This window comes from Clostridium sp. UBA5988, assembly GCF_002435615.1.
GTDB lineage: Bacteria > Bacillota > Clostridia > Clostridiales > Clostridiaceae > Clostridium_J > Clostridium_J sulfidigenes.
Genome location: NZ_DJBA01000043.1, coordinates 1 through 26,914, shown reverse-complemented (window position 1 = coordinate 26,914; position 26,914 = coordinate 1). Strand labels below are relative to the sequence as shown.

Here is a 26,914-nt window from a genome sequence, read left to right as displayed (position 1 = left end):
TCTATGAATAATTCAGGATTATTATATTAAATAGCTATAATCTTAGTTTTTTAAGATTATAGCTATTTATATTTTAGTTTCTAGATTTAAAAGTAGATTTAAATATAATAATTACTATTAATATAAAAACAGAGGTTAAGGCTATAGTACCTCCAGGAGCACAATTTAGTATATATGAAAAAATAAGGCCTAATATTATATCTATAAACCCAAAAAGGATAGACAGTAATAAGGTGGGTTTAAAGCCTTTATCTAGTTGAAGAGCTGTAGCTACAGGTAGTGCAATCATTGACGACATTACAAGGATACCCATTATACGTATAGAGACAGAAATGGTAGCACCAACAAGTAAAGAAAATATATAGTTTACTGCTTTTACATTTATACCAGAAATTTTAGCGCCTTCTTCATCGAAGGTAGTATATAGAAGCTTATCATATAAAAAGTATATAACTAGGATAGATATACAACTAAGAATAACCATAATAATTAAATCTGCCTTAGTAACGGTTAGTATGCTTCCAAATAAATAGCTATTGACGTTTCCGGAAGCTTTTCCAGTGCTTATAAGGGTAATTCCTATACCAACACTAAAGGTCAAAACTATAGAAAGAATAAGTTCTGCATATTTTTTGTAGTAGTCTCTAAGAAACTCTATGGATAAACCACATATGGTTGTAAATATAAATGCACAAATTATAGGATTAAATCCCATTACTAGTCCTATAGCAACACCAGCAAAGGCAGAGTGAGCCAAGGTATCACCCATCATAGAATGTCTTTTAAGCACTAAAAATACTCCAACCATAGGACATAGTATGGATATGAATATGGCGGCTAAAAAGGCATTTTGCATAAATTCATATTGAAACATTAGAAATCCTCCTTATGTACTCTTCAGATGTATATAGAGTTCCAAAACCATTCTCCATGGTAAGGATATGGGATGAATTTTGAAGAGCTGTTTCTAAGTTATGCTCTACAGATATAACGGTAACTCCATTCTTTTTATTTAAAGAGGCTATAAGCCCATAAATCTCTTTCATGCTTTTACTATCAACTCCAGTGGAAGGTTCATCTAAAATTAATATATCTTCATTTGCTAATATAGCCCTTGCAATAAAAATCTTTTGTTTTTGGCCTCCAGATAAGTTTCCAATAAGAGAATTTTTATACTCAAGCATATCCACTTTCTTTAGGGCTTCAGTGATTGACTCTTTATCTTTAATTTTAAGAACATTTCTATGGGCATTAAGCATTTCCCAAACAGTTATAGGAAAAGAACTATTAAAACTTTCGACTATTTGAGGAACATATCCAATTTTTTTAGAGGTTAAATTAATACTTCCCTTTTGAGGAGTAAGTAGATTTAAAATTAGCTTTATTAAGGTACTTTTACAGCTGCCATTAGCACCAATTATGGATACATAACTTTCTTTATCTATGTTTAGTGAAAGATTATCAATAATGTAGGGCTTAGAATTATTATATGAAAAACATAGGTCTTTAATTTTGATCATTAGTATTGCTCCTTTCTACAATTATAAGTCTAGCCATAATTTTACATATTATAGCTATAGTTTAAATAAATTAAAATAAAAATTATCTATGAGTGAATGATTTTTAATTAATATGACAATATTTAAAAATGTAATATATGCAAATTATTAACACTGACCTAGTACATAATAGTTGTAGGTCAGTGTTGATAATAAAATCGAATATGATATAATTATACTACTTATGAAAATCATTTTCAATTGAAGGAGAGAAAATTATGAAGAAATTAAAGGTTTTAGGAGCATTAACTTTGATAGTAGTTATGTTAACAGCATGTTCTAATAGAGAGTCAAAGAATAATGAAGAAAAGGATAATACAATAAATATTGTTACTTCCTTTTATGGTATGCAGGCTTTAACTGAGGAGATAGGGGGAGATAAGGTTAGCATAGAAAGTGTTATACCAGAAGGTAGTGAACCCCATGACTTTGACATTAAAGCTAAGGATATGAAGGCCATAGAAGAAGCTGATATATTTATTTATAATGGAGCTGGCATGGAATCATGGATTGAGGATGTAGAAGCAGCTATAAGTGGAAAAGAACTAATAGTTGTAGAAGCTAGCAAAGATGTGGAACTTATAAATTCTAATGAAGAATCTGAAGAACATGAAGAAGATGAAGGACATAATCATTCAGGAAAGGATCCTCATACTTGGCTTGGGTTAAGTGAAGCAAAGATTCAAGGTGAAAATATTAAAAATGCTTTGGTAGAAAAGGATGCTAAAAATAAAGAGTATTATGAAGAAAACCTTAAAAAGTTTAATGAAAAAATAGATAATATAATTAAGGAATATAATCCAAAGTTTAAAGAACTAGCTAATAAAAATTTTGTTACAGGTCATGCAACTTTTGGTTATTTATGTAGAGATTTTGGTCTTACACAAAAGAGCATAGAGGGAGTTTTTGCAGAAGGAGAACCATCACCAAAGGAATTACAAAATCTTATGGAATATTGTAAAGGGAATAATATAAAAACTATTTTTGTTGAAGAATTAATTAGTACTCAGCTTTCAGATACTTTAGCTAAAGAAGTGGGAGCGCAGACTAAACAAATATATACTCTACATAGTAACGAGGACGGAAAATCTTTTTCTGATGTTTTAAAATACAATGTAGAAACTATATACAGTGCTATGAATAATAAATAATTATATAATGCAAAATAAGGCGTGTACTTTATAGTATACGCCTATAATTTTCCGTGAAAAAAACTTTAATGCAGGTTGTAAATAAAGGACTATAGTATATAATAATTATATAATTTATGAATAAAGGTTGAAAGGATTAAAAAAACATGGGGAAGAAGATTAGTACATGCAAATGTAATGAGGGACAAGAAAAATTAGTAGAGGAATTAAAAAAAGTTATTGGTGATGAGAATAAAATAACAGAAAATATGTGTATAGGTGCGTGTAATTTATGCAGTCACAAATACATTGCCAGGGTAGATGGTGTACTTGTGGAGAATGAGAGTTTAGATGAGATTTTAAATTCTATTAAGGAAGAAGTTCATAGAATTTAATTTTACAAATAAATTATCAATAAAGATAATTAAATTTAATAAAATTGCATATAATATTATCACTTCTGATATATCACTATTGATAATGTACTCATTACTGATATATAATAATAATAGAACAGATATAGGAGTGATAAATATGGAAAAAATAGCTTTAATTACTGACAGTGCTAGTGACATTACTAAGGATATAGTTGATAAGTATAATGTAAAGGTATTACCTTTTAAAATAATATATAGGGATAAGGAGTATAGTGATGGAGTAGATATTACATCTAAATATGTATATGATACTTTAGAAACTAATGCACCAACCACTTCATTACCATCCATGAGAGATATGGAGGAAATGTATGATGAATTAAAAAAAGAAGGATATACTCACGCAATAGTAGTAACAATTTCTTCAAAACTATCAGGGTTTAATAATGCAATTAAACTAATATCAGAGGATCATCCTGAGATTAAGACCTATGTACATGATTCTAAGTCTATATCTAAGGGTGAAACTATACTTATTGAAGAGTCAGCAGAAATGATTAAACAAGGAAAAAGTTTTGATGAAATAGTATCAGAACTTCCTAAAATAACTGATAGAATAAATATATACTTTGTTATAGGAACCTTAGAATATCTTATAAGAGGGGGAAGAATTGGAAAAGTAGCTGGAACTATAGCTCAATTTTTAAATCTCAAACCAATTGTAAGTGTAGATAAGGAAGGGGAGTATTATACTTATGCGAAGGTTAGAGGAAGAAAACAATCTTTAAATAAAATTTATGATGTTGTAGTATCAAAATTAAATGATAAAAAATATGATATTCATATAATGCATGGTGAAGCTGAAGCTGAGGCTATGACATTGCTAGATAAATTTAAAGCTCATAAAAATGCTAACTTCGTAAATTTCGGGGGTTATCTAAGTCCAGTATCAGGTGTTCATTCAGGACCAGGATTCATAGGAGTACTTATCTATGAAAAGGAGTAGGTTGATATGGTGGAGGATGAATTAGGGAGAGATCTAAATGATATAAAAGCTGAAGAAAAGAAACTCTACGAAGAATATAAAAGAAAACTACAAGAGCTTAGAAAGGTAAAAACAGAAAATGAAGCAGTAGGCCAAGTGTTTACTAAAGGATTATTGCCAATATACACATTATATATATTGGTTCAGGGGCCTACTAATGGGAATGATATATCTCATCAAATAGGAAAGCGTACTAATGGATTTTGGATACCTAGTACAGGTGGAATATATCCATTGCTTAAAAAACTGGAGAAACAAGGATTTATTGAAGGTAGTTGGGATGAAGAAAAAAAGTCTCAGAAGATATATAGGATTACAAATAAAGGAATTGAAGAGTTTGAACATAAAAAAGAGTTATTAAAATCAAAGATAGAAGAGGCATTAGAAGTATTTAAGATAATAAAAAAAGATTTATATGATTAAAAGGTTCCATAAGCTTATTAGCTTATGGGACTTTTTAATTAGTAACATATTGAATCTATTTCAACATACAAAAGTTTCGCATTTCGAATTAAATATATTGAAATAAAAGGTAATTTCTTGTATCATATATATGTAGTAGAAAATTAATTATTTCTAAAATTATAGGGGAGATTTATAATTTAGGGGGGGAAATATGGATAAAATTAAAGAACTATTAAAGTATGCAAAGCAATACAAGAAACGATATTTTATAGGAATATTTTTTCTTATATTAGTAGACTTTTTACAACTTGTTCCACCGAAAATTCTAGGTTTTTTAACAGATAGTTTTGCCTTAGGAAGTGCTAATAAAAATACTTTAGTCAAATCTATAGTATATATATTAGTTATAGCATCTGTTATAGCTATTGGAAGATTTATGTGGAGAATATATGTAAACGGTACTTCAAGAAAAATAGAGTACGATATAAGAAGTAAATTTTTTAAACATTTACAAGGATTATCTTCTAATTTTTACAATGAAAGAAAAACTGGAGATTTAATGGCTTTAGCAACAAATGACTTGAATGCTGTAAGAATGGCATTAGGTCCCGGCGTTATCATGTTTTTTGATGCAGTAGTGTTGACCATTGCCACTATTATTATAATGCTAACTATTAATGTGCCACTTACCTTGTTATCATTAATCCCGCTTCCTTTTGTAGCATTTGTATCTCAAAAATTTGGAAAAAGAATACACAGAAAATTCACAAAGGTACAAAGATGCTTTTCAAAACTTACAGATATCGTTCAAGAAAATTTTTCAGGGATTAGAATAGTTAAATCTTTTGTTCAAGAAGAAAGGGAATATGAAAAATTCATAGAAGAAAATGATAAAAATTTTCAAGTAAATATGGAGTTTATAAGAATTTGGGGAGTATTCTTTCCTTTGATAGAATTTATTTCATCCTTAAGCTTTGCATTACTAATAGTAGTGGGGGGAACTTTTGTAGTTTTGGGGAAAATATCTCTTGGGGACTTTGTGACTTTTAACATGTATCTTGGAAACTTAGTTTGGCCAATGATGGCTATAGGACAAGTAATTAATAATTTACAAAGAGGATTTGCATCCCTTGAAAGAATAGAAGAAGTCTTAAATACAAAACCTGATATAGTGGATTGTTGTACATCATATGTGGATAAGTTACAAGGTGATATAGTTATAAAGGATTTAACTTTTAGCTATAATAACACAACAACACCAGCTCTTAAAAGTATTAACTTAAGAGTAAAGCAGGGAGAAACTCTTGGGATTGTGGGTAAGACTGGAAGCAGTAAAAGTACTCTTATAAGTTTATTGCTTAAACTCTATAATGTGGAAGATGGAAAGATTTTCATAGGAGATAAAGATATAAATAGAATATCTTTAAATAGTCTTAGAACTAATATTGGGTTTGTATCACAGGATCCTTTTTTGTTTTCCACTAGCTTAGCTGAAAATATAGGACTTGCATTTCATGAAGTAGATATTGAAAAAATACATGATGCAACTAAAAAGGCAGATATTTACGATAATATAATAGACTTTCCAAAGAAGTTTGAAACTATAGTGGGAGAAAGAGGAACTACTCTTTCGGGAGGTCAAAAACAAAGATGTTCTATAGCTAGAGCTCTTATTAAAGATCCTGATATCCTAATTTTAGATGATTGTTTATCAGCAGTAGATGCAAAAACTGAGGCTATAATTCTTGAGAATTTAAAAGGTGTAATGAAGAAGAAAACTTCTATTATAGTATCTCATAGAATTTCAGCAATTAAAGATGCTCATAATATCATAGTTCTAGAACAGGGAGAAATTGTTCAAGAAGGAACACATGAAGAACTTAAAAATATGCCAGGAATTTATAAAGATATATATGAAAAACAACAGATTGAGCAAGAAATTATGGAAGAGGAGGAGCTATAATTATGGAAAACTTTAATCAGGAAGATGAAGTATTAGATAAGCAATATGACTCCCTTTTGATGAAAAGGCTCTTAAAATTTGCATTGCCATATAAAGGCTTAATGGGAATAGTAGTAATTATAATGTTCTTGGTGGTGTGCTTAGATTTGTCTGTTCCCTTCATAATTAAAAATGTTATAGATAATAATATTAATCCTTTAAGTGGAAAATATTCTATTGTAGAAGAAGCTGAAAATAGTTCCATAGCCATAGGAGATAAATATGTAGTAAGGGGAGAAAGGGATGGAGCAATAAGAGCTTCAATAGTATATGATGAAAATAATGAGCCCTATGTTATAGAGGGGGAACCAAGGAAAAACACAGCCTATGAAATATCAGGTGAAAAGTTTTTTCAAGATAACAATGAATTTAAAGCTCATGAAATAACTATAAAAGATATAAAAGTATTAAGAACTAATGATTTAGATTTGATAAAGTGGAGTGCTATTATAATATTGCTAATTTATATAGTAATATTTATACTAAATTATATTCAAATTTATTTGTTACAGTATACCGGGCAAAAGATTGTATATAATATAAGAGCTGCAATATTTAAGCATGTAGAGAGTTTATCATTATCTTTCTTTGATAAGAGTCCAGTGGGAAGATTAGTAACTAGAATTACAAATGATGTAGAAACCTTAAATGAAATGTACACATCTGTTTTAGTATATTTAATCAAAGATTTATTTCTTGTTAGTGGCATTATAATTGCCATGTTTCTATTAGATGTAAAATTAGGAATAGTATCAATTATAACCCTCCCATTAGTAGTTGCTTTAACCTTTATATTTAGAAAATATGATAGAGAAGCTTATAGGAAAGTAAGAACTAGATTATCTAGAATTAACTCTAATTTATCTGAAAATATAAGTGGTATGAAAACTGTTCAGATATTTGGAGTTGAAAGTAAGAAGTATAGTGAATTTGATAAAATTAATACATCATATTCCACAGCTGCAATGGAACAAATTAAAGTATTCGCTATATTTAGACCACTTATGGATATGACTTATCAATTAGCTCTATGCATATTAATTTGGGTTGGGGGTACAGCGGTTCTAAATTTAACAATAGAATTTGGAGTGTTATATGCATTTGTAATATATATACAAAAATTATTCCAACCAATATTTGATTTATCTGAAAAATTTGATATACTTCAGTCTTCTATGGCGTCCTCAGAGCGTATATTTATGTTATTAGATAATGATTCTATAATTAAAAACCCAAAGGAGCCTAAACATATAGGACGTGCCCAAGGGGATATTGAATTTAAAAATGTTTGGTTTGCCTACAATGATGAAGATTGGGTATTAAAAGATGTAAGCTTTAGGATTAGAAAAGGTGAAACGGTAGCCTTTGTTGGAGCAACGGGAGCAGGAAAAACCTCAATAATAAGTCTCATAACTAGACTTTATGATATTCAAAAGGGTGAAATCCTGATAGATGGAGTTAATATTAAAGAAATGTCTAAGGATGAACTTAGAAAAAATGTAGCTACAGTGCTTCAAGATGTATTTCTATTTGCTGGTGATATAAAAGGCAATGTAAGATTAAATAATGAGAATATAACAGATGAAGAGATTGTAAGAGCATGTAAATATGTAAATGCAAATATATTTATTGAAAAATTACCAGATAAATATAATGCTGAGGTTAATGAGAGAGGAACAACATTTTCTCAAGGCGAGAGACAACTGATTGCATTTGCTAGAGCATTAGCTTTTAACCCGCCAATTTTAGTTTTAGATGAAGCTACGGCTAACATAGATACTGAAACAGAAAGTTTAATTCAAGATGCTCTAAATAAATTAACTAAAGGACGAACTACTATAGTAGTAGCACATAGATTGTCAACTATTAAAAATGCAGATAAAATTATTGTAATGCACAGGGGCAGGATACGTGAAATTGGAAGTCATTCAGAACTATTAGAGAAAAAAGGGCTTTATAGCAATTTGTATAAATTACAATATGCAGGACAATAATTAAGGTAGTTAAATAAAAATTAAACGTAAAGGCTAGTTTGTGGCTAGCTTTTACGTTAATGTGTAAAGATTAATTAATAAATATTTAGATACTAAAGAAACAAAATTTATATATTTAAATAACTTATTCCATCTAAAGGAATTAACATCTGTGGTGTTGGGAAATTAGTAACTAAACCAATCAAATAAAGAGTATAGTATTTATCTGATTTTAGATTTATATTGGGAACATATAACATATCAATATCTGTATTAGCTAATTTTAATAGCATAGTATATCTACCAATAGGTAATTCAATATAATTTCTTATATCCTTAAAGTTTACATTTTTATAAAGTACAGTACCATTAGAGAGAACTACATCTACAGGTGGAATGTTTTCAATAAACTGAGCAATTCTAATTTTAGCTTTACCATCAGTTGTAGAGGTTAACGGAGTCTCATCTACAGGGTATAAGCTTAACATTCTTCTTTGCATGTAGGCTACAATAGTAGTTACACTTTTGGGTGCTATAAAAATATCAACATCTGCCAAGGGAAAATCAGTATTATTAGCTCTATATACCTTTATGTTATAAGTTCCAGAAGGAAGTTTAATATAGGTTGTAAAATCTCTATACTCAAGATCAGATATTGTTAGTTTATCATTTACATAAATATCTACATCAGGGGCTCTAGCTGCAATGTGAGCAACCCTAACATAGGCTGACATATTATCTTCAGAATTCATCATGTCATCTACTCTTGTAGGAATATTAAAGGGAACATTAATATATTGCATTATATACCTCATATAAAAATATTATCAAATATAGTATATGATATATAATTAGTGAATGTTACAAAAGGGGATTCAATAAAAAATCTAGTATATAATTATCCATAAATACTTTCATAATTACATACTAGATTTCTATTGGGTTTTTATTATTTAAAACATATCTTTTTTTCTAAGATAATAGGTAACGGCTAAAGTTATTAATCCTACAATTATACACATATACAGAAATCCATCAGAGGCATTGAAAAAAGGTATTCCACCTACATTCATACCTAAAAGACCTGATATTAAAGTTGGAATAGAAATAACTATAGTTACAGATGTTAAGTATTTCATAACTTGGTTTTGATTATTAGAAATTATAGAAGCAAACACATCCATAGTACCAGTGAGGACATCACTATATATACTACACATTTCTATAGCTTGACGATTTTCTATCATAACATCATCTAAAATATCTCTATCCTCATCATATTTTGTAAGGATTTCCTGCTTTAAAAGTTTTTCTAAGGTTAAATCATTAGATTTTAAAGAGGTAGAGAAATATACTAAGGATTTTTGAAGAGCAAATAATTGAATTAATTCTCTATTTTTTAAAGATTTATAAAGGGTTTTTTCAACCAAAAGACTCTTTCTATTTATTTGTCTTAGGTATAATAAATAGTAATTTGATGCTCTATATAATATTTGAAGCATAAATCTGACTTTTTTAAAAGTATAAAATGAAGAGATTTTTTCAATGGTAAAATCTGATAATACAGGACTGTTTTTAAGACATACAGTTATAATTACGCTTTCAGTATATACTATTGCTAATGGATATGTATCGTAAGTTAATGAATTATCGTCCATTTCAGTGAAAGGAATATCTATAATTACAAGAGTAGCATTATTCTCAAATTCTATTCTTGAACCTTCTTCTTCATCTAAGGCAGCTCTTATAAAATCTTGAGGAATGTTAAGTTTTTGTGTAATTAGAAGAACTTCTTCATCGGATGGATTAATCATACTAATCCAAGAGCCATGTTCTATAGAATCGATTTCTGTGAGACGGCCCGAGGTATCACTTTTAAATATTGTAATCAATGTTATCACCTCATATAATAAAACTCATGAATATATTTTAACACTATATTTCTAATTGACAACTGTATATTTAAAAGTAATAATTATTATAGTACAAATAATTTAATTTATAATCATAATTTTGAAAAGTTAGAATTATAATATTAATATTAATGTTGTTATTGAAAATATAAATTTATGATAATATTAAATTATTGTATTTGTAGGAGGTCTTTTATGGCAATAGAAGAATTGCTATTCATAGCCTTAGCAGTTTCATTAGACGCTTTTGGTATTGCGATAGCTATTGGCTTAAATAGAGGTGCTAAGGCAAGACAAAAGTTTTCTTTTGCAATTTCTTTTGGTTTTTTCCAATTTTTGTTTTCTATTTTAGGAGGATTTGGTGGTAAAATATTTACAGAGAACATTGCTTCCGTCCCTGCAGTTATGGGAGGAATAGTAATTGCAATAGTTGGTATACTTATGATAAAGGAAGGTATGATAGAAAAAGAAGAAAGTATTGTCATAACCTTTAAAATGTACTTCATTTTAGGGATATCTGTGAGCATTGATGCAATAGTAATTGGATTTATTGCTTTCTCAAGGATAGAAAGTATGGTAACCTTAACACTCTTTACTGCTATTGTTGGTATGATAACATTTTTTATGAGCATATTAGCATTTATAATAGCAAAGTATCTAAGAAAAATCCATATATTAAGAAAATATGCTGATTACATAGGAGGCATAATTTTGATATTATTTGGATTAAAGATGATTTTCTTTTAAGGAAAGGATGATTAAAATGATAGAAACATTAAAAAACTTAAAAAGCTTTGAGGCAATCAAATTTTTTAAAGAGATGAATGAAATACCAAGAGGTTCAGGAAATGAAAAGGCTGTTAGCGATTGGTTAGTTAAGTTTGCCAAGGACAGAAATTTAGAAGTTATACAAGATGAAGCACTAAATGTTATTATTAAGAAGCCAGCTACTAGTGGTTATGAAAGTGCTCCAATAGTGATTTTACAAGGGCATATGGATATGGTTTGTGAAAAAAATCAAGGAACTGAACATGACTTTGAAAAGGATCCAATAGAATTTATTATTGATGGTGATTTTATAAAGGCTAATGGAACTACATTAGGAGCAGATAATGGTATTGCTGTAGCTTATGCTCTTGCAATTCTTGATAACAAAACAATAGCTCACCCTCCTATAGAAGTATTAATTACTACTGAAGAAGAAACAGGAATGGGTGGAGCTACAAATTTAAATCCAGAACATTTAAATGGAAGAATATTAATAAATATAGACTCTGAAGAAGAAGGAGTACTATTAGTAAGTTGTGCAGGAGGAGTTAGACTTAAATTCTCTGTGCCAACAAATTATGAGAATATAGAAGGAAACTATAGTTCATTAGCTATTAAAATAAGAGGACTTAAAGGCGGACACTCTGGTATGGAAATTAAGAAAGAAAGAGGAAATGCCAATAAAATGATGGGTAGATTCTTAATGGATCTTAATTCAGTTGTAGACTTCAAATTAGCATCTTTAAATGGAGGAGCTAAAATGAACGCTATTCCAAGAGAAGCAGATGCAATTATAGCTGTAAGACCAGAAGATATAGTTAAAGTTGAAGGAAAAGTGAAAGAATGGTCCTCTATATTTATAAATGAATTACAAGGTATAGATGATGATTTGAAATTAACTTATGAAGTTACTAAGTCTGTAGATAAAGTATTCTGCGATGATACTAGACAGAAAGTAATAAGAACATTATTCTTATTACCAAATGGAGTTCAAACTATGAGTATGGCAATACCAGGGTTAGTACAGAGTTCTACCAATGTAGGTGTGGTAACTACTACTAGTGAAGCTGTAGAATTTGACAATGCAGTTAGAAGTTCAGTAGCTTCTTTAAAAAAATCAATTGTAGATCGAATGACAGTACTTGCAGAAATAATGAATTGTGTTATAGAACTTGAATCAGATTATCCTGAGTGGCAGTATAATCCAGAATCTAAAATTAGAACTGTATTTGAACAAGTTTACGAAAATAAATTTGGTAATAAAGCAGAAATATCTGCAATTCATGCAGGACTTGAATGTGGATTAATTGGAGATAAATTTAATGGGAATATAGATCAGATTTCCTTTGGGCCAAATATTTTTGATGTTCACACACCAGATGAGCATGTAAGTATTTCTTCACTAGATAGAATGTATGATTACTTATTAAGTGTATTAGCAGAAATAAGATAGGAAGAACAAATGCTCCCCTTAAGGTAACGATAAATATTATCTTAAGGGGAGTTGTTTATTGTTGTATATTTATGGTTACTAAGGTATACTAAAATAGTTATGTTTATGGCAAAAAATCAATTGTTATTAGGAGATATTTCAGATAGTTTCCATTTGCCAGATTTATGTTTTACCAAGTGAAGAGTATAAGTCGTGGTTTTATAGGGGCTTTTTCCTTCTATGCCATTTACTTCCACAATACATATATTACCATCTGAAAACTTAATGTTAAAGTCTTCTAGGGAATATAATTTATATTTATTAAAAATACCAGAAGTAGAGTATTTTTTTATAGCATAATCTAAGTTTTTACATTTAAAGTTAGTGTAACTAAAAACAATTATATAAATAGTAATTACAATAATTAAAGATATGAGGGAAAGAGTTTTGAATTTTTTAAGATTTTTTATAAGATTCATAATTCACACTCCTTTAAGGATATAATCAATTATAGCATTTAAAGTAATTTATGTAAATAAATTACAGAGATATTAGGAGGGTATAATAATGGATTTTTCTGCTATTGTATTAATGGAAAAGGATAAAGATACGAAATTTTTTACAAGAGAGCTTGGAAGCTATGAGGTTAATGAAGGTGCAGAATATATTACTAAACTATTTTATGATGGTGAAAAGGTAAATTTATATTTTGATACTAACAAAGATGTCGAGGAGTGGGAATTTTCAGCCATATATGATTTATTCGATGATGAAAGTTTCAAAGATATAGTAGACTCTATAGAAATTTATGATGAGGAGTTTAATCCTACGTGGATTGTTACTTTTGATTATGATGAAGATCATAATGTGCTAAATAATAGATTAAACAATGTATGTACAAGAATTAAGGAAGCTTTAGAAAAGGTTTTTATTGATATAGAAGGAAAATGTGAGGAATATCAATAGTACATAATTGGGGGAGAATCATGAGATTAGAACATATATGTAGAGTTAATGAATCAGATATACTTGGTAAACATGTATATGGTGATGATGGAAGAATATTGTTAAAAGCTGGTATGAGTCTTAGCAGTGTATACATAAAAAGACTTGAAGAGTTAGGAGTATATTATGTTTATCTTGAGGATGAACGATTAGAGGATATAGACATAGTAGATGAAAAACTAATAGTACTAAAACAAGCCACTATGAAAAGCTTAAAGAATATATCAAGGGGTATAGGAAGTATAGTTGGTTCATGTGGAGATGAATATTTAGAAAATATGGATGAATTATTGAATTATATAATGGAAATTGAAGATGTGAATAAATGTTTAAATGATGTAAAAACTCATGATAACTACACATTTTTGCATAGTATAAACACTGGAATTATGTCAGTATTTTTAGGAATAAGCCTTGGAATGAAAAAGTGGGCAGTACGAGAATTGGGTATATGTGGAATGTTACATGATGTAGGAAAAATAAAAGTGCCTGCAGGTATAATTAATAAAAATGGGAAGCTTTCTGATGAGGAGTTTGAAGTCATGAAGAAACACCCAATTTATGGTGGAGAAATATTGAGTAAAAATTATAAAATTCCAGCTAGCGCAATTGAAGGAGTAGAGCAGCATCATGAAAAAATTAATGGAAAAGGATATCCTTATGGATTACAAGGGGATCAAATTTCAAGATTTGGTAAGATCGTAGGAATATGTGATGTGTATGATGCGGTAACTAGTAATAGAAGCTATAGAAAAAAGTTTGAGCCTAATCAAGCTTATGAGCTTATACTTTCTGGATCAGGAAGTCAGTTTGATGAAAAATTAGTACGCACATTTAAAGAAACTTTTTCAGTATATCCATTAGGATGTTGTGTTAAACTTTCTAATGGAGTAGAAGGATATGTTATAAGTCAGAACAAAGGGTTCCCCGATAGGCCTATAATAAGAGTACTATATGATCATGAAACTAGAAAACCAGTAAAATTTTATGAAATTAATTTGTTGGAAAAAATTAATTTAATTATCCAATGTGTAATTTAATAAATATATGGATTGAGGGATGTACTGTTTTTAATTATGCTGTATAATTGAGGTATGTCCTTTTGGTTTTGATATAGAAATTCGGCGTATTTATATACATATTTTACCCAATGACTACTAGCTCTAATACTTTCATTTTCTTCAAAGTGGGAGTAAAGATTTGCTACGTTCTTGGATAAGGATTTCTATTCAGAAGGTGTAAAAAACCCATCTGAAACAAAGAACTATGTTTCTATTATGGTTAAAGTACAATTGGAGGTAAAGTAAAATGAAGATATCTAATATAAAGATTTCAATAACAGAAAAAGATTTATACAGTATTGTTGTAGATGTATTAAGAGACTATGTACCCGTTGAAGGACTTAAAATTGACAAAATATTAGTAGATAAAAATATTAATGTAATTGGAAGTTATAAGCATAAATTATCTATTCCTTTTTCTGTTGATATATCTATAAACAAAGTTGAGAATAATAAACTATATTTAAGTATAGATAAAATTAATGTAAAAAGTCTTAAAATATTTAAAGGTATTGTAAATGTGGCATTAAAAGTAATTAGCTCAAAAGTGGTTAATTTTGGCATAGAGTTTACTGATGATACGATAATTATAGATTTATACAAGTTGTGTAAAGTTATACCAATGGTTGATTTTAAATTAGAAGATTTATCTATAATCCCATATGGTCTTGAAGCAGAGGTTAGTAATTTTAATTTTAAAAATGAAAATGATAAATCTAATGATAAAAATGAAAAAAAACATGAAGAAGAAGTACCAACTTCCAATGTAGAATCTAATAAAAAAAATTTAGATAGTAATAAAGAGTATACTTATAGAAGATTTAGAAAAGAATTTAAAGAAAGATTTTCTGCAAAATATGAAAAGATGTATCCCTATGTAGTGATGATACCAGATATAATTGCTTTATTTATGAGGTTATATAAGGATAAAAGAGTAGCAAAAGAGGTAAAGTTTAATATATCTATTGCTTTAGGATATCTTCTGTTTCCTTTAGATATATTGCCAGATACAGTACCTATTATAGGTAAAATTGATGATTTAGCAGTTACATTTTTTATACTTCAAAAAGTACTTTGTGATATTCCAGAAGAAATAATTCTTGATAATTGGGAAGGCCAGAGCAATATTATAGAGGTTTCTAGAGAAGCTATGACTTTACTAAATGACAAGTTTGGAGCAAAAGAAATAAGAAAAATGGTGGATGTAGTAAGAATATCTTTAAAAAAGACTATAGTATTTTTTACTAAATAAATCTACGTTTAAGGTAGGGGTTATTATGGCAACTAAATATTATGCAATAAAAAAAGGAAGAGATTTTAATAATAATGTAGACGTTAATAATATTATTGTTAAAAGTTGGAGTGACTGTCTTTCCTATGTAAAAGGAGCGAAAGGTGCTATATATAAGAGTTTTTTAACAGAAAAAGAGGCAAAAGATTATTTAGATAATAGTTCAGAATTAAAGAAAGGTGTGGACAACTATCCTTTAGATGTGCCTCATATATATGTTGATGGTAGCTATAACATATCTACAGAAGAGTTTGGATATGGGGTACTTGTAGTTGAAAAGGATATAATTACATATGTCAACTATGGTGGTGGCAAAAATAATCAGTGCAACCAAAGGCAAGTAAATGGAGAGCTTAAGGCTGCTATAAATGGTGTAAAATATGCATTAGATAATAACTATGGAGAAATAGTATTATTTTATGATTATGCTGGAGTTTGTCAACATGCAACAGGTGCATGGGAGAGAAATACAGTTTTATCAAAGGAATACTATGAAGTTATTAACAAGTTAAAAAAAGAAGGTAATATAAAAATTATATTTGTTAAGGTAGATAGTCATACTAATGATTTATATAACGATATTGCAGATGAGTTAGCAAAAAGTGGTGCTGGGGTAGAATTTGATTCTGTAGTGGATAAAGCTATTGGAAACAATACTTTAAGGGTTGCTACTAGTGATGTTAAAAATAAACTTTCTAAAATTATTAAGAAAAATATTAGTAACGTTATGTCTCTAGATGTTCATAGTAGTATAAGGATTGAAGATAAATATCACATTACCAGAATAATAGAACACTTAAATAGTATAGATATAAATGAGAGAGAAAAACATTTAAAATCTGTACCTATAGAGGTTAAGGATAAAATTATATTAGAATTAATTAAAAACTTAAAATAAATTAATTATAGGCATATAAATTAGAAATATGTGCATCCTATAAACATACTTAAAATCTACTAATTATGAATAAGTAAATATTATGGCAACCTATAATATTTATTTATATGGAAAATTCCATGAAACTTTAGTGGATAAGTATACAATGAGAAGGGATGTGTATTTTATGAAAATGTTATTAAAGATTATGGTGTTGATAGCAAGTTTAGCCTTAGCTGTTAATTACGTAATGCCTTCAATGGATGGAAGAACTAAAAGAAAATTAAGGAAAAAGGCTAAGAGATTTCAACATAGAGCTGAAGATATGTTGAATAAAGCAATGGTTCCTTTAAGATAGCTAGAGCAGATTTTCTGCTCTAGCTATCTTTATTTTAAATAAAATTTAATTTAATACAATAAAACTGATTAAATTAACTCACATTTAATAAAAATTTAAGACATTTATTTTTGTGTATTTTGTTTGTTTATGATACAATATAAGGGTATAATTATCTGAAGTAATTAGGAAGCATTTGCTAAGAGAAGAGGATGAATTTATGGAAATTTTATCTTTAGGAGAAAAAATAAAAAAAAGGAGAAAGGAGCTTGATTTAACTCTAAAAAATCTGGCTGGAGATAGAATAACTGCTGGTCAAATAAGTTTAATTGAATCAGGTAAATCTAATCCTAGCATGGACTTGTTAGAATATTTAGCAGGTGCATTAAAAGTTTCGGTAGAACACCTTATGGAGACTGAAGAAACGCAAGCAGGTAAGATTTGTAGATACTATCAAAATATTGCGGAATCTAATATATTAAACAATAATTTGGAGATAGCTTGGAAGGCATTAGAAGATTCATTTTTATATATTGAAAAATATGATCTTCAATTAAATATGGCAACTAATTTGTATTTAAAAGCCTTGATACATGAAAAGAAAAAAGAATATGATGAAGCTCAGGAGTTACTACTTTCAGCTAATAATATATATATTAAATATAATTGTAGTGATGAAATTATTAAAGTATTTATGCTTCTAGGCAAAATTACTCTTGAACTTGATGCATATCATTCTGCATATAGCTATTTTCAACAAGCAGAGAAGGTGTTTGAAGAAAGTGATGTATATAATGAAGTTGCTATGGGTAAGGTTTATTATTACATAAGCAAAACTCTTAATAAAATGGGAATTGATAAAGAAGCAATAGAGTATATGAAATATGCTGAAGAAAAACTTTTAAAACTAAAGGATTCGAGAAACTATGGAGAATCGTTTATGAAGATTGGACAAGTAAGGTTTAAAGAGGGTAACTTAAACCAGGCTATTGCATACACTGAAAAAAGTTTGAGTCTCTTTAGAACTAGGCAACAAAGTATTTTAATTACAGATTTAATGTCAGGGCTAGGAGAAATGTTTTCAGAATATGGATATGTAGATAGGTCCTTTGAATATCTTTTAGATGCTAAAGCTATTAAAGAAAGGCTTTCTGAGGAATCTACTGTTAATACTTTAATGTTGATTTGTAATAACTATATAAAGTTAAAAGATGAAATAAGTGCAAAAAAGGTACTAGAACAGATAGTATCTAATATGCAAAATTTAAGTGTAACAGACTGTACTTTAATGTATAAGTATCATATTCTTAAATATAAAATTGAGTTACTAGAGAAGAAGTATGAAGAAGCAGAAAGAACTTTAATAGATGCTTTAAACTATACAGAAAAAATGAATTATCATAAGGAAAGTGCCGAGATTGCTATTGCCTTAGGAAAATTCTACATGGACTTAGGAAGAGAAGAAGATGCTAGAAAATATTTAGATGAAGGGGTTAGGATTCTTGAAGAAACAAAATGCTTAACGGATTTTTAAAAATGGGGGATAACTATGGAAATATTATCGGCTGGAGAAAAAATAAAGAGGACCAGGATATATAAAGGTCTAACTTTAAAAGATATATGTGAAGATAAAATTTCCGTTTCTAAAATGAGTTGTATAGAAAACAATAAGGTTGATCCAGAAGATTGGATTCTAGAAATTATTGTAGACAAGCTTGGATTAGATATGGAGTATTTAAAACATGGTGTAAGAGAACAAATAGAAGCAAATATTGAAAAGTTTAATTCTATGACGCCATTAATTTCTTTAGAAGATGTACTATACAATGTAGATTATGCAGAAAAGTATCACTATTATGATTTGAGTTGTAAACTATTTCAAATACTATTTGAATACTATTTGAATCACGGTATGTCAGCGGAATTAAGCACTACCATACCTAGATATTATAATTCTTGTCAAAAGTCTAAAGATGAAATTTTACATATTAATTATTATATGTATATAGCAAAATATTTATATACTAATGGTGAATGTTCTCAAGCGGGTAGTTATATATCAACAGTAAGGAAGAAACTTATTGAATTAGATAAAAAAGACTCAGTAGAATATATAAAGGCAACTTATAATCAAGTAGTAATCTATATAATGTGTAATAATATAATTAAAGCAAAAGAAGTTAGTGAAGATTTAAAGGAAATACTTTCATTTAATAAAAATGAGTATGTAAATGCAGAAATATATAAAGTACTAGCTATTATAGAAATTTATTTGGGTGGCGATGAAGTTAAATACTATGAAGAGCAAGCTTTAAAAAGATATGATAACTTGCTAGATAAAAAAGCAAGAGCATATTATGATCTTGCAAAAGCTATGTTTGAAAATGGAATTAAAGACGAGGCTTTAGACTATGTAGAAAGAGCATTGAGTGAATATCCAAGAAGTGATAAAGAGCAGTTATGTGAATTTTTAATTGATGGGGTTAAAAGTTTGATAGAGTATGGTTACTACGATTTAGTGTTAAACTATATAGAAGAAGTGCTAGATTTATCTATTGAACTAGAGCTTGTTCCAATAATGGAAAAAGCATATTACTATAAAGCCATGATATTCGAAAGGAAGAAGAATTATGTAATGGCTGAAACTTATATGATGCTTTCTTTAGATGCGCTGATGAAATATGGAACTAAGAGTGAAATATGTAAAAGGTATATGAAGATAGGCACCATGTATCATGATATGGAAAATGTTAATGATTCAATAAAATATTTTAGTTTGGCCTTTAAGATGGATAAAAGTTTTTATTAGTAAGTGATTTTATTTATCGGGATTTAATATGAAAATAGGTTGTTGCAAAATGATTTTAAATCACTTTGCAACAACCTATTTTTATTTTACAAATCTTTTTATAATATGATCTTTAGCTTTAATTTCGAAGGAATCATTTAGAGGGGAAAGTTCAACTTCACCATACTTATTTTTTATGGCTAAAGATAAAAGTCTGTCTGTAAGCTCAGGATTTTTAGATAGTAAGCTTCCATGAAAATAAGTGCAGAAAGTATTTTTATAAACACAACCTTCTTTTTTATCTTCACCATTGTTACCGAATCCGTATCTTACTATACCAAGAGGATTTAAATCACCAATGTAAGTTTTACCTGAATGATTTTCAAATCCTACGTAGGTTTCATTAAAGAGTTCATTATATATAATTGAATTGCCTATTAATCTTTCATTAGAAGCTTTGGTATAAATATCTAATACACCCAATCCTTCTAAAACCTCACCTGTAGAAGTCTCGTAGGTTTTTCCTAAAAGTTGATATCCTCCACATATGCATATGAATACTTTTCCAGATTCTATATAATCGGTAATCCCTAGTTTCTTAGTTTCTACTAAGTCCTTAGAAACTATGGACTGTTCATAATCTTGACCACCTCCGAAGAATACTATATCAAAATCTTCAGGGCTAAATTCATCACCTATTGATACGTTTTTTATTATAACATTTATTCCTCTTTTCTCAGCCCTATGTTTAAGAATTAGAATGTTCCCAATATCACCATAAACATTCAATAAATCAGGATATAAATGACATATATTAATTTCCATAAACTCACCTTAACCTTACCAAATTTTATTTATATAGCCTTTACTGTGCAATAACTTTCTAAGATGTAACATAGCAGTATATGTAACAAGTACATATGTGGTTTCTGCTTCAGCATTTATTATATTATTTATAAGCTCATCATCGGATTCGCAGATTTTAAAGTTTTCTTCTTTAAGATTAGCAATCTTTAGTCTTACAGCCATATCATAAAGACGTATACCAGAGATTATAATATCATTTATTTCTAGTGAATTTAATTTTTCAAAATCTACATCCCATATCCATGAAACATCTGTACCATCGGCATAATTATCATTTAACATCAATGCTAAATTTATAGGTTTATTATTAAGAAGCAAAGTGTTTATAGCTTGGTTATAACCAGCAGGATTTTTTACAAGAATTATTTTTACTTCTTTTCCATTTATATTTAGACTCTCTTGCCTTCCAAAAGTGCTCTTTTGATTTTGTAAAGATGCTTTAATTGAAGTTGATTCTATACCCAATTCTAGTGTTACGGATAATGCACAAATAGCATTATATATGTTATATTCTCCAGATTGATTTATAAAGTAACTTTCTTCATTAACAACAACTTCTGAGCCTTCCGTAGTTAAAGCTGTTATTTCATCAATATGATATTTAAGTTCAGGTCTTTCATAACCACAATTTGCACAAAAGTATTTTCCTAGGTGGTTGTACGTAATAAATTCGTAACTATAAGGAGTCTTACAGAATTTACAGAACTTGCTGTCTGCATTTACATTTAAAACTGTATTTTCTTTAATAGGAACATTGAAGCCATAATAAACTACAGGATTATCGGCATCAATTTTACCTAGTAGAGACTCATCACCATTTAGAACAAGTAGAGATTGGGGAGATTTATGTATTCCTTCTAAAATTTTATTATAAGTAGTATGTACCTCTCCGTATCTATCTAACTGATCTCTAAATAGATTAGTTACAGTAATTATTTCAGGTTTTATATATTCTGTTATAAATTTAAGGTAAGCCTCATCTACTTCGATAACTGCGTACATATCTTTATTCTTATTAAAAAATTTGAAATTAGAAATGAAAGATGCAACTATTCCAGTATTCATATTAGCTCCAGTATTATTAGTTATAGCATTTTTACCGGCTTTATTAAGAATATTATAAATCATACTAGTGGTTGTAGTTTTACCGTTAGTACCTGTGATTAAAATTACCTTATAACCTTTAGCAACTGTTGATAATATACCTCTGTCTAAGGCTAAAGCGACTTTGCCAGGAAAGTTTGAACCTCCTTTAAATAATTTGGTACTTAATTTTAATATAATTTTTGAAGTGACTATAGCTATAAATGAATTTATCTTAATTTTTCACACATCCTTTAAATATTTGTCAGAGTTATTTTAATAAATTAATTTGAGTATTTACAAGTATATCAATTTTATATTATAACATATATCTACATTAATGACATCATTCTAAAATGAAAATGAAAGGATGATTTTAAATATTAATTTAGATTTAAAAAAATTTTAAAAGTTAGCAAAATTCGATAAAAGTGATGTACTATATCTCGTTATAATATTTAAAATGCAGTATAATGAAGTTCGACTTGCAATAATTCTGAATAAAATATGATTTAATAAAGAAAAATAAAATATTTGTTGCATTTTTATAGAAAAGTAGTATTATAATATTAGGAAATTAAAAAATGTGTTACATTAATTCCTAGAAGATATTTGGGGGTAGTAAAATGGATTTTAACTTAAATAATTTAAAAATTAATACTAATAAGGAAGTTTATAGAAATTTAAGCTATGCTGAGTTAGTTTCTCATGCTATTAAAAATGAAGAAGGAATTCTTGCTAATAGTGGAGCTTTTGTTGTAAAAACAGGAAAATATACAGGAAGATCTCCTAAGGATAGATTTATCGTAAGACAAGAAAGTGTAAATGATTTAATTAATTGGGGTGAGGTTAACTTACCTATAGAAGAAGAAATTTTCAATAATTTATATTCACAAGTTATAGATTATTTAGCTGATAAGAATTTATATGTATTTGATGGTTATGTTGGAGCAATGAAAGAGTATAGCATGAATATAAGAGTTGTCAATGAATTTGCATCACAAGCTCTAATGTCTAATCAATTATTTAGAAGATATGAAAAAGAACAATTAGAAAGTTTTGAGCCTGAGTTTAATGTAATTGTAGCGCCAGGTTTTAAAGCTAAAGGAAAAGAGGATGGAGTAAACTCTGAAGCCTTTATAATAATTAATTTTGAAAAGAAGATTGTTTTAATAGGTGGAAGTCAATATTCTGGAGAGATTAAGAAATCAATATTCTCTATAATGAACTTCTTACTACCTAAAAAGGGTGTATTCCCTATGCACTGTTCAGCTAATATTGGAGAAGATGGTGATACTGCTGTATTCTTTGGACTTTCTGGAACTGGAAAGACGACTTTATCTGCAGATCCAGATAGAAAATTAATTGGTGATGATGAACATGGTTGGTGTAATGAAGGAGTATTTAACTTTGAGGGTGGTTGCTATGCAAAAACTATCAAGTTAGATAAAGAAAAGGAAAGAGAAATTTATAACGCTTTAAAATTTGGATCATTACTAGAAAATGTAGTTTTAGATGAGAATAATAGACCAATGTTTGATGATGATTCTTTAACTGAAAATACAAGAGGAGCATATCCTATAGATTTTATCGAAAATGTTGAAATAAGTGGAGTTGGTGGAAATCCTAATACAGTAGTATTTTTAACTGCAGATGCTTTTGGTGTAATACCACCAATATCTAAATTATCTAAAGAAGCTGCTATGTATCACTTTATGTCAGGATATACTAGTAAGCTAGCTGGTACAGAAAGAGGAATAACTAAACCAAAAGCTACATTCTCTGCTTGTTTTGGTGAACCTTTTATGCTTATGAAACCAGAAGTATATGCTAAACTATTAGGAGAAAGAATTATAAAAAATAATACAGAAGTATATCTTGTTAACACTGGATGGTCTGGTGGAGAATATGGTGTAGGTAAAAGAATGAATTTATCTTATACTAGAGCTATGGTTAAGGCTGCTATAGAAGGCAATTTAAGAAATGCTGAATTCGAAAAGGATGAAAACTTTAATGTTCTTATTCCTAAAGATGTTCCAAATGTACCATCTGAAATATTAAAACCTAAAAATACTTGGGAAGATAAAAAAGAGTATGATAAGAAAGTGTACGAGCTTGTTAAACAGTTCCGTGAAAACTTTAAAAAATTTGATAGCGTAAGTGAAGATATATTGAAGGCAGCACCTGGATATAATAAATAATAATTATAAAGAAGAGAAACTCAAATTAAAATGAGTTTCTTTTCTTTATGTAGAGATAAGATAGTATAAATAACGAAAATTTATCATGAAGTATAGAAAACTTTTATTTTATTGGAAAAAAGTTTATAATAAGATATAAATATAACAATATGCAGATGTAAAGGGGAGTAATGGATTGAAAGCTAGAAAAAGAAAAAATATAGGGTTAGGTGTTTTAATTATAATATTAAGTGTTGTAGGATTTTGGATGTTTAGTCAAAGAGATAAAGAACATGATTATACTGTTAAAGTAGAAAAATGGGATAATTTATATTCAGGAAATAATATAAAGTTTTATTACATTGATAGTTCTGTAGCGGAAATAGCTACTCTGAAAAGTAAATATAAAGTAGAGACTTTAGTAGATGGAAATACTAGTGAAATTATGAAATGTGTAGATATAAACAAATGGTTAGATGAAAAAGGGGAAATAACTCTTTCTGATATGGATACTAACAAAGATGGAGAAGAGCTTCTAAAAATTCTAATGTCGGGTAAAAAGGTTTCACAAAAGGATTATAATACAGTGCTTCAAGAATTGTTAGCTTCAATAGGTATAAAGGTTAGAGTTGGAGAATATAGATTAAATGGAAACTACTCTGTATTAGAAGTATGGGATTCTAATTTTAATAAGTGGATAATGTTTGATGTGGTTACAGGTGGATATTTTAAAGAGGGTGATGAACCTTTAAGTGCCATTGAGGTTTTAAAGAAAGATTTATCGAAGCTTAAGGTTAGTAGTAATGAAAGTAGAGTTTTAGATAAGAAGTCTATAAAGCTATTAAATAATCATCTAGGTACTTACAGTATTAGAATTGATAACAGTAAATATGAGGGATCCATAATAAACTCATCTATAACATATGTAAAAGATGTTATAGATGCTCAATTAGAAACTTCTAAAGGATATATTCCACCAACAATATTTGTAGATAATGATTCTTTATTTAACATTAATCCTTATGAAGAAAAAGTGAATAAGGAGTTAGATAAAATTCCTACTATTATATTTGCGAAAACCAATGTAAAGGAAGATGATGATAACTATATAAAATTTACTTTAGGAGCATTTATGAATAGTTTAATGGTTGAGGAGTTTTATGTTAGAGTAAATAATGGAGATTTTATTAAGGTTGACACCTATTATAATTTATCTATAGAAAAAGGTGTTACAACTATAGAGATTTCATTAGATGGTATTAATCCCTTACGACAGGTGGTTATAAAGAAATAAAAGAAAGGGGAAAAGAGAAAACTAGGGACGTAGATTACATTGCCTTTCCGCAAGCTTTGAGGGGAGGAGTATCATTGTTAATTTTTACAATTTTGAGGTAATAGTTACTTAACTGATATATAATATAAAAATAAATAAGTTAAGTATTTGTAAATATAAGACGTTTAAATGAATAATATAGGGATTATATAAATGTGTAATAAGTATTTATATATTACATTTAAAATGCTACACCATAAAAGTGCTGTATATTAACTCATTTAGTATGAATAATAAAGTGATATAATCTAAAAAAGTATATCACTTTATTGATTTTTTACAATAGTCAGAAATTTGACATAATATATAAAGAAAATTATAATAGAGCTAGTTATAAATTGATATTACCATTTGGCATGTGGAGGGTATGTATGAAAGAAATCAAACGTTATTTAGAGACAAGAGAAGGGGAATATAGTTTTTATTTTGCAGATTTAAAAAGCGATTATACTTATGGGTTTAATGAAGATCTTAAAATGGTAGCTGCTGGTTGTATTAAACTTCCTATTGCTATGGCAGTAATGAAAGAAGTGGAATCTACAAATATATTTTTAGATCAATTAGTAACAATAACAAATGATGATAAGGTTTCGGGATCTTTTGGTATTATACATGAATTAGAAGGAAGACAATATAGTATTAAAGAGTTAATAGTTGCAATGCTTATTCAAAGTGATAATACAGCTGCTTGCAAACTGATAAACACTATAGGCAAAGATAGGATAAATAGTATCATTCATGATATGGGGTTAACATCTACATTTATAAAAAAATATCCATCGGGTGAAAAAGAAGACTTTGATAATGAAAATATAACTACAAGTTATGATTTATGTAAAGGTTTAGCATTATTAAGCAAGGGGAAAGTGTTAAATGAAGAACATAGTAAATTTATTTTAGAAGTTATTAGAAGAAATCAATTAACCACAGGGATATCATTTTATTGGCCTAAAGATTTTAAAGTTAAAACGGCACATAAAGCAGGAAGTTTAGAAGGAATAGAAAATGATATTGTGTTATTAAATTCGGAAAAAGGTGATTTTGTATTTGTTGTTATGTCAAGAAATTTACCATCTAATGTTTATGGAGTTAGTTCTTTAACAAGAGTTGGGAAAATGATGTTTGATATTATTGATAAGGATTGGAATTAATATAATATCTCTAAGTTAAAGAGTGTGGATTTTGTCCACGCTCTTTAATTTAATATTAAATTATTAAAGTTTTTCAATGTAATTTTGAGGAAGAAGGCAAAGTGTAGTTTGATTTTTAAACTTATAATCATTAGAAATTAAGGAACACTGAAATTATTGGTAACAATATTGCCTGGTGTATCAACAATAGAATTATATAGCTATTATAAGGAAATTGAAGAAATATGTATTTCTTTTAGCACAATTCAGTTATTATAAAAAAACAAGCTATCATATCATGATAAGATAGGACTTGTCGCTGAGAGATGCGGCAGGAAACAACAAGAAATTAAGAAAA

The 26,914-nt window shown here is 28.3% G+C and carries 25 protein-coding genes; 18 read left to right on the top strand and 7 right to left on the bottom strand.

All coding sequences use genetic code 11. The features are described 5' to 3' along the window. Window positions 1–73: 73 nt before the first annotated feature. Both B3J31_RS10905 and B3J31_RS10900 read right to left on the bottom strand, forming a co-directional pair. Window positions 74–874, bottom strand: coding sequence for an iron chelate uptake ABC transporter family permease subunit (locus B3J31_RS10905; RefSeq protein WP_150844441.1), 801 nt, complete (start codon window positions 872–874; stop codon window positions 74–76). Continuing rightward, entirely contained in the window at window positions 861–1,520 is a 660-nt protein-coding gene (locus B3J31_RS10900) for a metal ABC transporter ATP-binding protein (protein ID WP_035135576.1), read from the bottom strand. The genes B3J31_RS10905 and B3J31_RS10900 overlap by 14 nt, the downstream gene beginning before the upstream one ends. A 257-nt stretch (window positions 1,521–1,777) precedes the next feature. On the opposite strand from B3J31_RS10900, the gene B3J31_RS10895 reads away from it, so the two are divergent. From B3J31_RS10895 to B3J31_RS10870, 6 genes are all read left to right on the top strand, one after another. Continuing rightward, window positions 1,778–2,710 (top strand): metal ABC transporter solute-binding protein, Zn/Mn family, encoded by a 933-nt coding sequence (locus tag B3J31_RS10895; RefSeq protein WP_346873983.1) that lies wholly within the window; start codon window positions 1,778–1,780, stop codon window positions 2,708–2,710. 146 nt (window positions 2,711–2,856) lie between these two features. After that, a complete protein-coding gene (locus B3J31_RS10890; protein WP_150844443.1) occupies window positions 2,857–3,084 on the top strand; it encodes a DUF1450 domain-containing protein in 228 nt (75 codons plus the stop codon). A 139-nt stretch (window positions 3,085–3,223) separates the two neighbouring features. Further along, the gene (locus B3J31_RS10885) at window positions 3,224–4,072 is read left to right on the top strand and encodes a DegV family protein (protein ID WP_150844444.1); all 849 of its coding nucleotides are present in this window, start codon (window positions 3,224–3,226) and stop codon (window positions 4,070–4,072) included. A 6-nt stretch (window positions 4,073–4,078) separates the two neighbouring features. Then, on the top strand, window positions 4,079–4,534 hold the full coding sequence (locus B3J31_RS10880) for a helix-turn-helix transcriptional regulator (RefSeq protein WP_150844445.1): 456 nt from the start codon (window positions 4,079–4,081) through the stop codon (window positions 4,532–4,534). 193 nt (window positions 4,535–4,727) lie between these two features. After that, window positions 4,728–6,479 (top strand): ABC transporter transmembrane domain-containing protein, encoded by a 1,752-nt coding sequence (locus tag B3J31_RS10875; RefSeq protein WP_150844446.1) that lies wholly within the window; start codon window positions 4,728–4,730, stop codon window positions 6,477–6,479. Window positions 6,480–6,481: 2 nt separating this feature from the next. Beyond that, a complete protein-coding gene (locus B3J31_RS10870) occupies window positions 6,482–8,512 on the top strand; it encodes an ABC transporter ATP-binding protein (protein ID WP_346867183.1) in 2,031 nt (676 codons plus the stop codon). A 107-nt stretch (window positions 8,513–8,619) separates the two neighbouring features. Here the strand turns inward: B3J31_RS10870 and B3J31_RS10865 are convergent, their stop codons facing one another. Together B3J31_RS10865 and B3J31_RS10860 are read right to left on the bottom strand one after the other, a co-directional pair. Continuing rightward, window positions 8,620–9,294, bottom strand: coding sequence for a DUF4397 domain-containing protein (locus B3J31_RS10865; RefSeq protein ID WP_167403042.1), 675 nt, complete (start codon window positions 9,292–9,294; stop codon window positions 8,620–8,622). A gap of 150 nt (window positions 9,295–9,444) precedes the next feature. Then, the gene (locus B3J31_RS10860) at window positions 9,445–10,383 is read right to left on the bottom strand and encodes a CorA family divalent cation transporter (RefSeq protein ID WP_150844449.1); all 939 of its coding nucleotides are present in this window, start codon (window positions 10,381–10,383) and stop codon (window positions 9,445–9,447) included. 216 nt (window positions 10,384–10,599) lie between these two features. On the opposite strand from B3J31_RS10860, the gene B3J31_RS10855 reads away from it, so the two are divergent. Next, window positions 10,600–11,151: a manganese efflux pump MntP family protein gene (locus tag B3J31_RS10855; RefSeq protein ID WP_035135592.1), complete on the top strand. Its 552-nt coding sequence runs from the start codon at window positions 10,600–10,602 to the stop codon at window positions 11,149–11,151. A 19-nt stretch (window positions 11,152–11,170) separates the two neighbouring features. After that, complete coding sequence (locus B3J31_RS10850) at window positions 11,171–12,625, top strand: aminoacyl-histidine dipeptidase (protein ID WP_414632060.1); 1,455 nt, start codon at window positions 11,171–11,173, stop codon at window positions 12,623–12,625. 116 nt (window positions 12,626–12,741) lie between these two features. On the opposite strand, the gene B3J31_RS10845 is transcribed toward B3J31_RS10850, so the two are convergent. Next, window positions 12,742–13,083, bottom strand: a complete 342-nt coding sequence (locus B3J31_RS10845) for a hypothetical protein (protein ID WP_346867185.1) — start codon at window positions 13,081–13,083, stop codon at window positions 12,742–12,744. Window positions 13,084–13,171: 88 nt separating this feature from the next. Here B3J31_RS10845 and B3J31_RS10840 point away from each other — a divergent pair, with 88 nt between their 5' ends. The 7 genes from B3J31_RS10840 (at window position 13,172) to B3J31_RS10810 (ending at window position 19,984) form a co-directional block, all read left to right on the top strand. Next, the gene (locus B3J31_RS10840; RefSeq protein ID WP_346867186.1) at window positions 13,172–13,570 is read left to right on the top strand and encodes a DUF6762 family protein; all 399 of its coding nucleotides are present in this window, start codon (window positions 13,172–13,174) and stop codon (window positions 13,568–13,570) included. Window positions 13,571–13,590: 20 nt separating this feature from the next. After that, window positions 13,591–14,649 (top strand): HD-GYP domain-containing protein, encoded by a 1,059-nt coding sequence (locus B3J31_RS10835; RefSeq protein ID WP_346867187.1) that lies wholly within the window; start codon window positions 13,591–13,593, stop codon window positions 14,647–14,649. A gap of 268 nt (window positions 14,650–14,917) precedes the next feature. Next, window positions 14,918–15,922: a YkvA family protein gene (locus B3J31_RS10830; protein WP_346867188.1), complete on the top strand. Its 1,005-nt coding sequence runs from the start codon at window positions 14,918–14,920 to the stop codon at window positions 15,920–15,922. A 25-nt stretch (window positions 15,923–15,947) separates the two neighbouring features. Beyond that, window positions 15,948–16,859, top strand: coding sequence for a viroplasmin family protein (locus B3J31_RS10825; RefSeq protein WP_150844454.1), 912 nt, complete (start codon window positions 15,948–15,950; stop codon window positions 16,857–16,859). A gap of 166 nt (window positions 16,860–17,025) precedes the next feature. After that, window positions 17,026–17,196, top strand: a complete 171-nt coding sequence (locus B3J31_RS10820; protein ID WP_167403043.1) for a hypothetical protein — start codon at window positions 17,026–17,028, stop codon at window positions 17,194–17,196. 199 nt (window positions 17,197–17,395) lie between these two features. Beyond that, window positions 17,396–18,709, top strand: coding sequence for a helix-turn-helix domain-containing protein (locus tag B3J31_RS10815; protein ID WP_346867189.1), 1,314 nt, complete (start codon window positions 17,396–17,398; stop codon window positions 18,707–18,709). Between the two features lie 15 nt (window positions 18,710–18,724). After that, on the top strand, window positions 18,725–19,984 hold the full coding sequence (locus B3J31_RS10810) for a helix-turn-helix domain-containing protein (protein ID WP_150844456.1): 1,260 nt from the start codon (window positions 18,725–18,727) through the stop codon (window positions 19,982–19,984). Window positions 19,985–20,065: 81 nt separating this feature from the next. Here the strand turns inward: B3J31_RS10810 and B3J31_RS10805 are convergent, their stop codons facing one another. Further along, window positions 20,066–20,788: a type 1 glutamine amidotransferase gene (locus B3J31_RS10805; RefSeq protein WP_150844457.1), complete on the bottom strand. Its 723-nt coding sequence runs from the start codon at window positions 20,786–20,788 to the stop codon at window positions 20,066–20,068. A 15-nt stretch (window positions 20,789–20,803) separates the two neighbouring features. Then, window positions 20,804–22,153 carry a MurT ligase domain-containing protein gene (locus B3J31_RS10800; RefSeq protein ID WP_167403044.1) on the bottom strand — a complete coding sequence of 450 codons (1,350 nt, stop codon included), beginning with the start codon at window positions 22,151–22,153 and terminating at the stop codon, window positions 20,804–20,806. Between the two features lie 386 nt (window positions 22,154–22,539). Here B3J31_RS10800 and pckA point away from each other — a divergent pair, with 386 nt between their 5' ends. The 3 genes from pckA to B3J31_RS10785 all read left to right on the top strand — a co-directional run bounded on the left by pckA (window position 22,540) and on the right by B3J31_RS10785 (window position 26,577). Beyond that, window positions 22,540–24,114 (top strand): phosphoenolpyruvate carboxykinase (ATP), encoded by a 1,575-nt coding sequence (gene pckA, locus B3J31_RS10795; protein WP_150844458.1) that lies wholly within the window; start codon window positions 22,540–22,542, stop codon window positions 24,112–24,114. Between the two features lie 175 nt (window positions 24,115–24,289). Then, the gene (locus B3J31_RS10790) at window positions 24,290–25,387 is read left to right on the top strand and encodes a hypothetical protein (RefSeq protein ID WP_346867190.1); all 1,098 of its coding nucleotides are present in this window, start codon (window positions 24,290–24,292) and stop codon (window positions 25,385–25,387) included. Window positions 25,388–25,797: 410 nt separating this feature from the next. Then, a complete protein-coding gene (locus B3J31_RS10785; protein ID WP_150844460.1) occupies window positions 25,798–26,577 on the top strand; it encodes a serine hydrolase in 780 nt (259 codons plus the stop codon). Window positions 26,578–26,914: the final 337 nt, after the last annotated feature.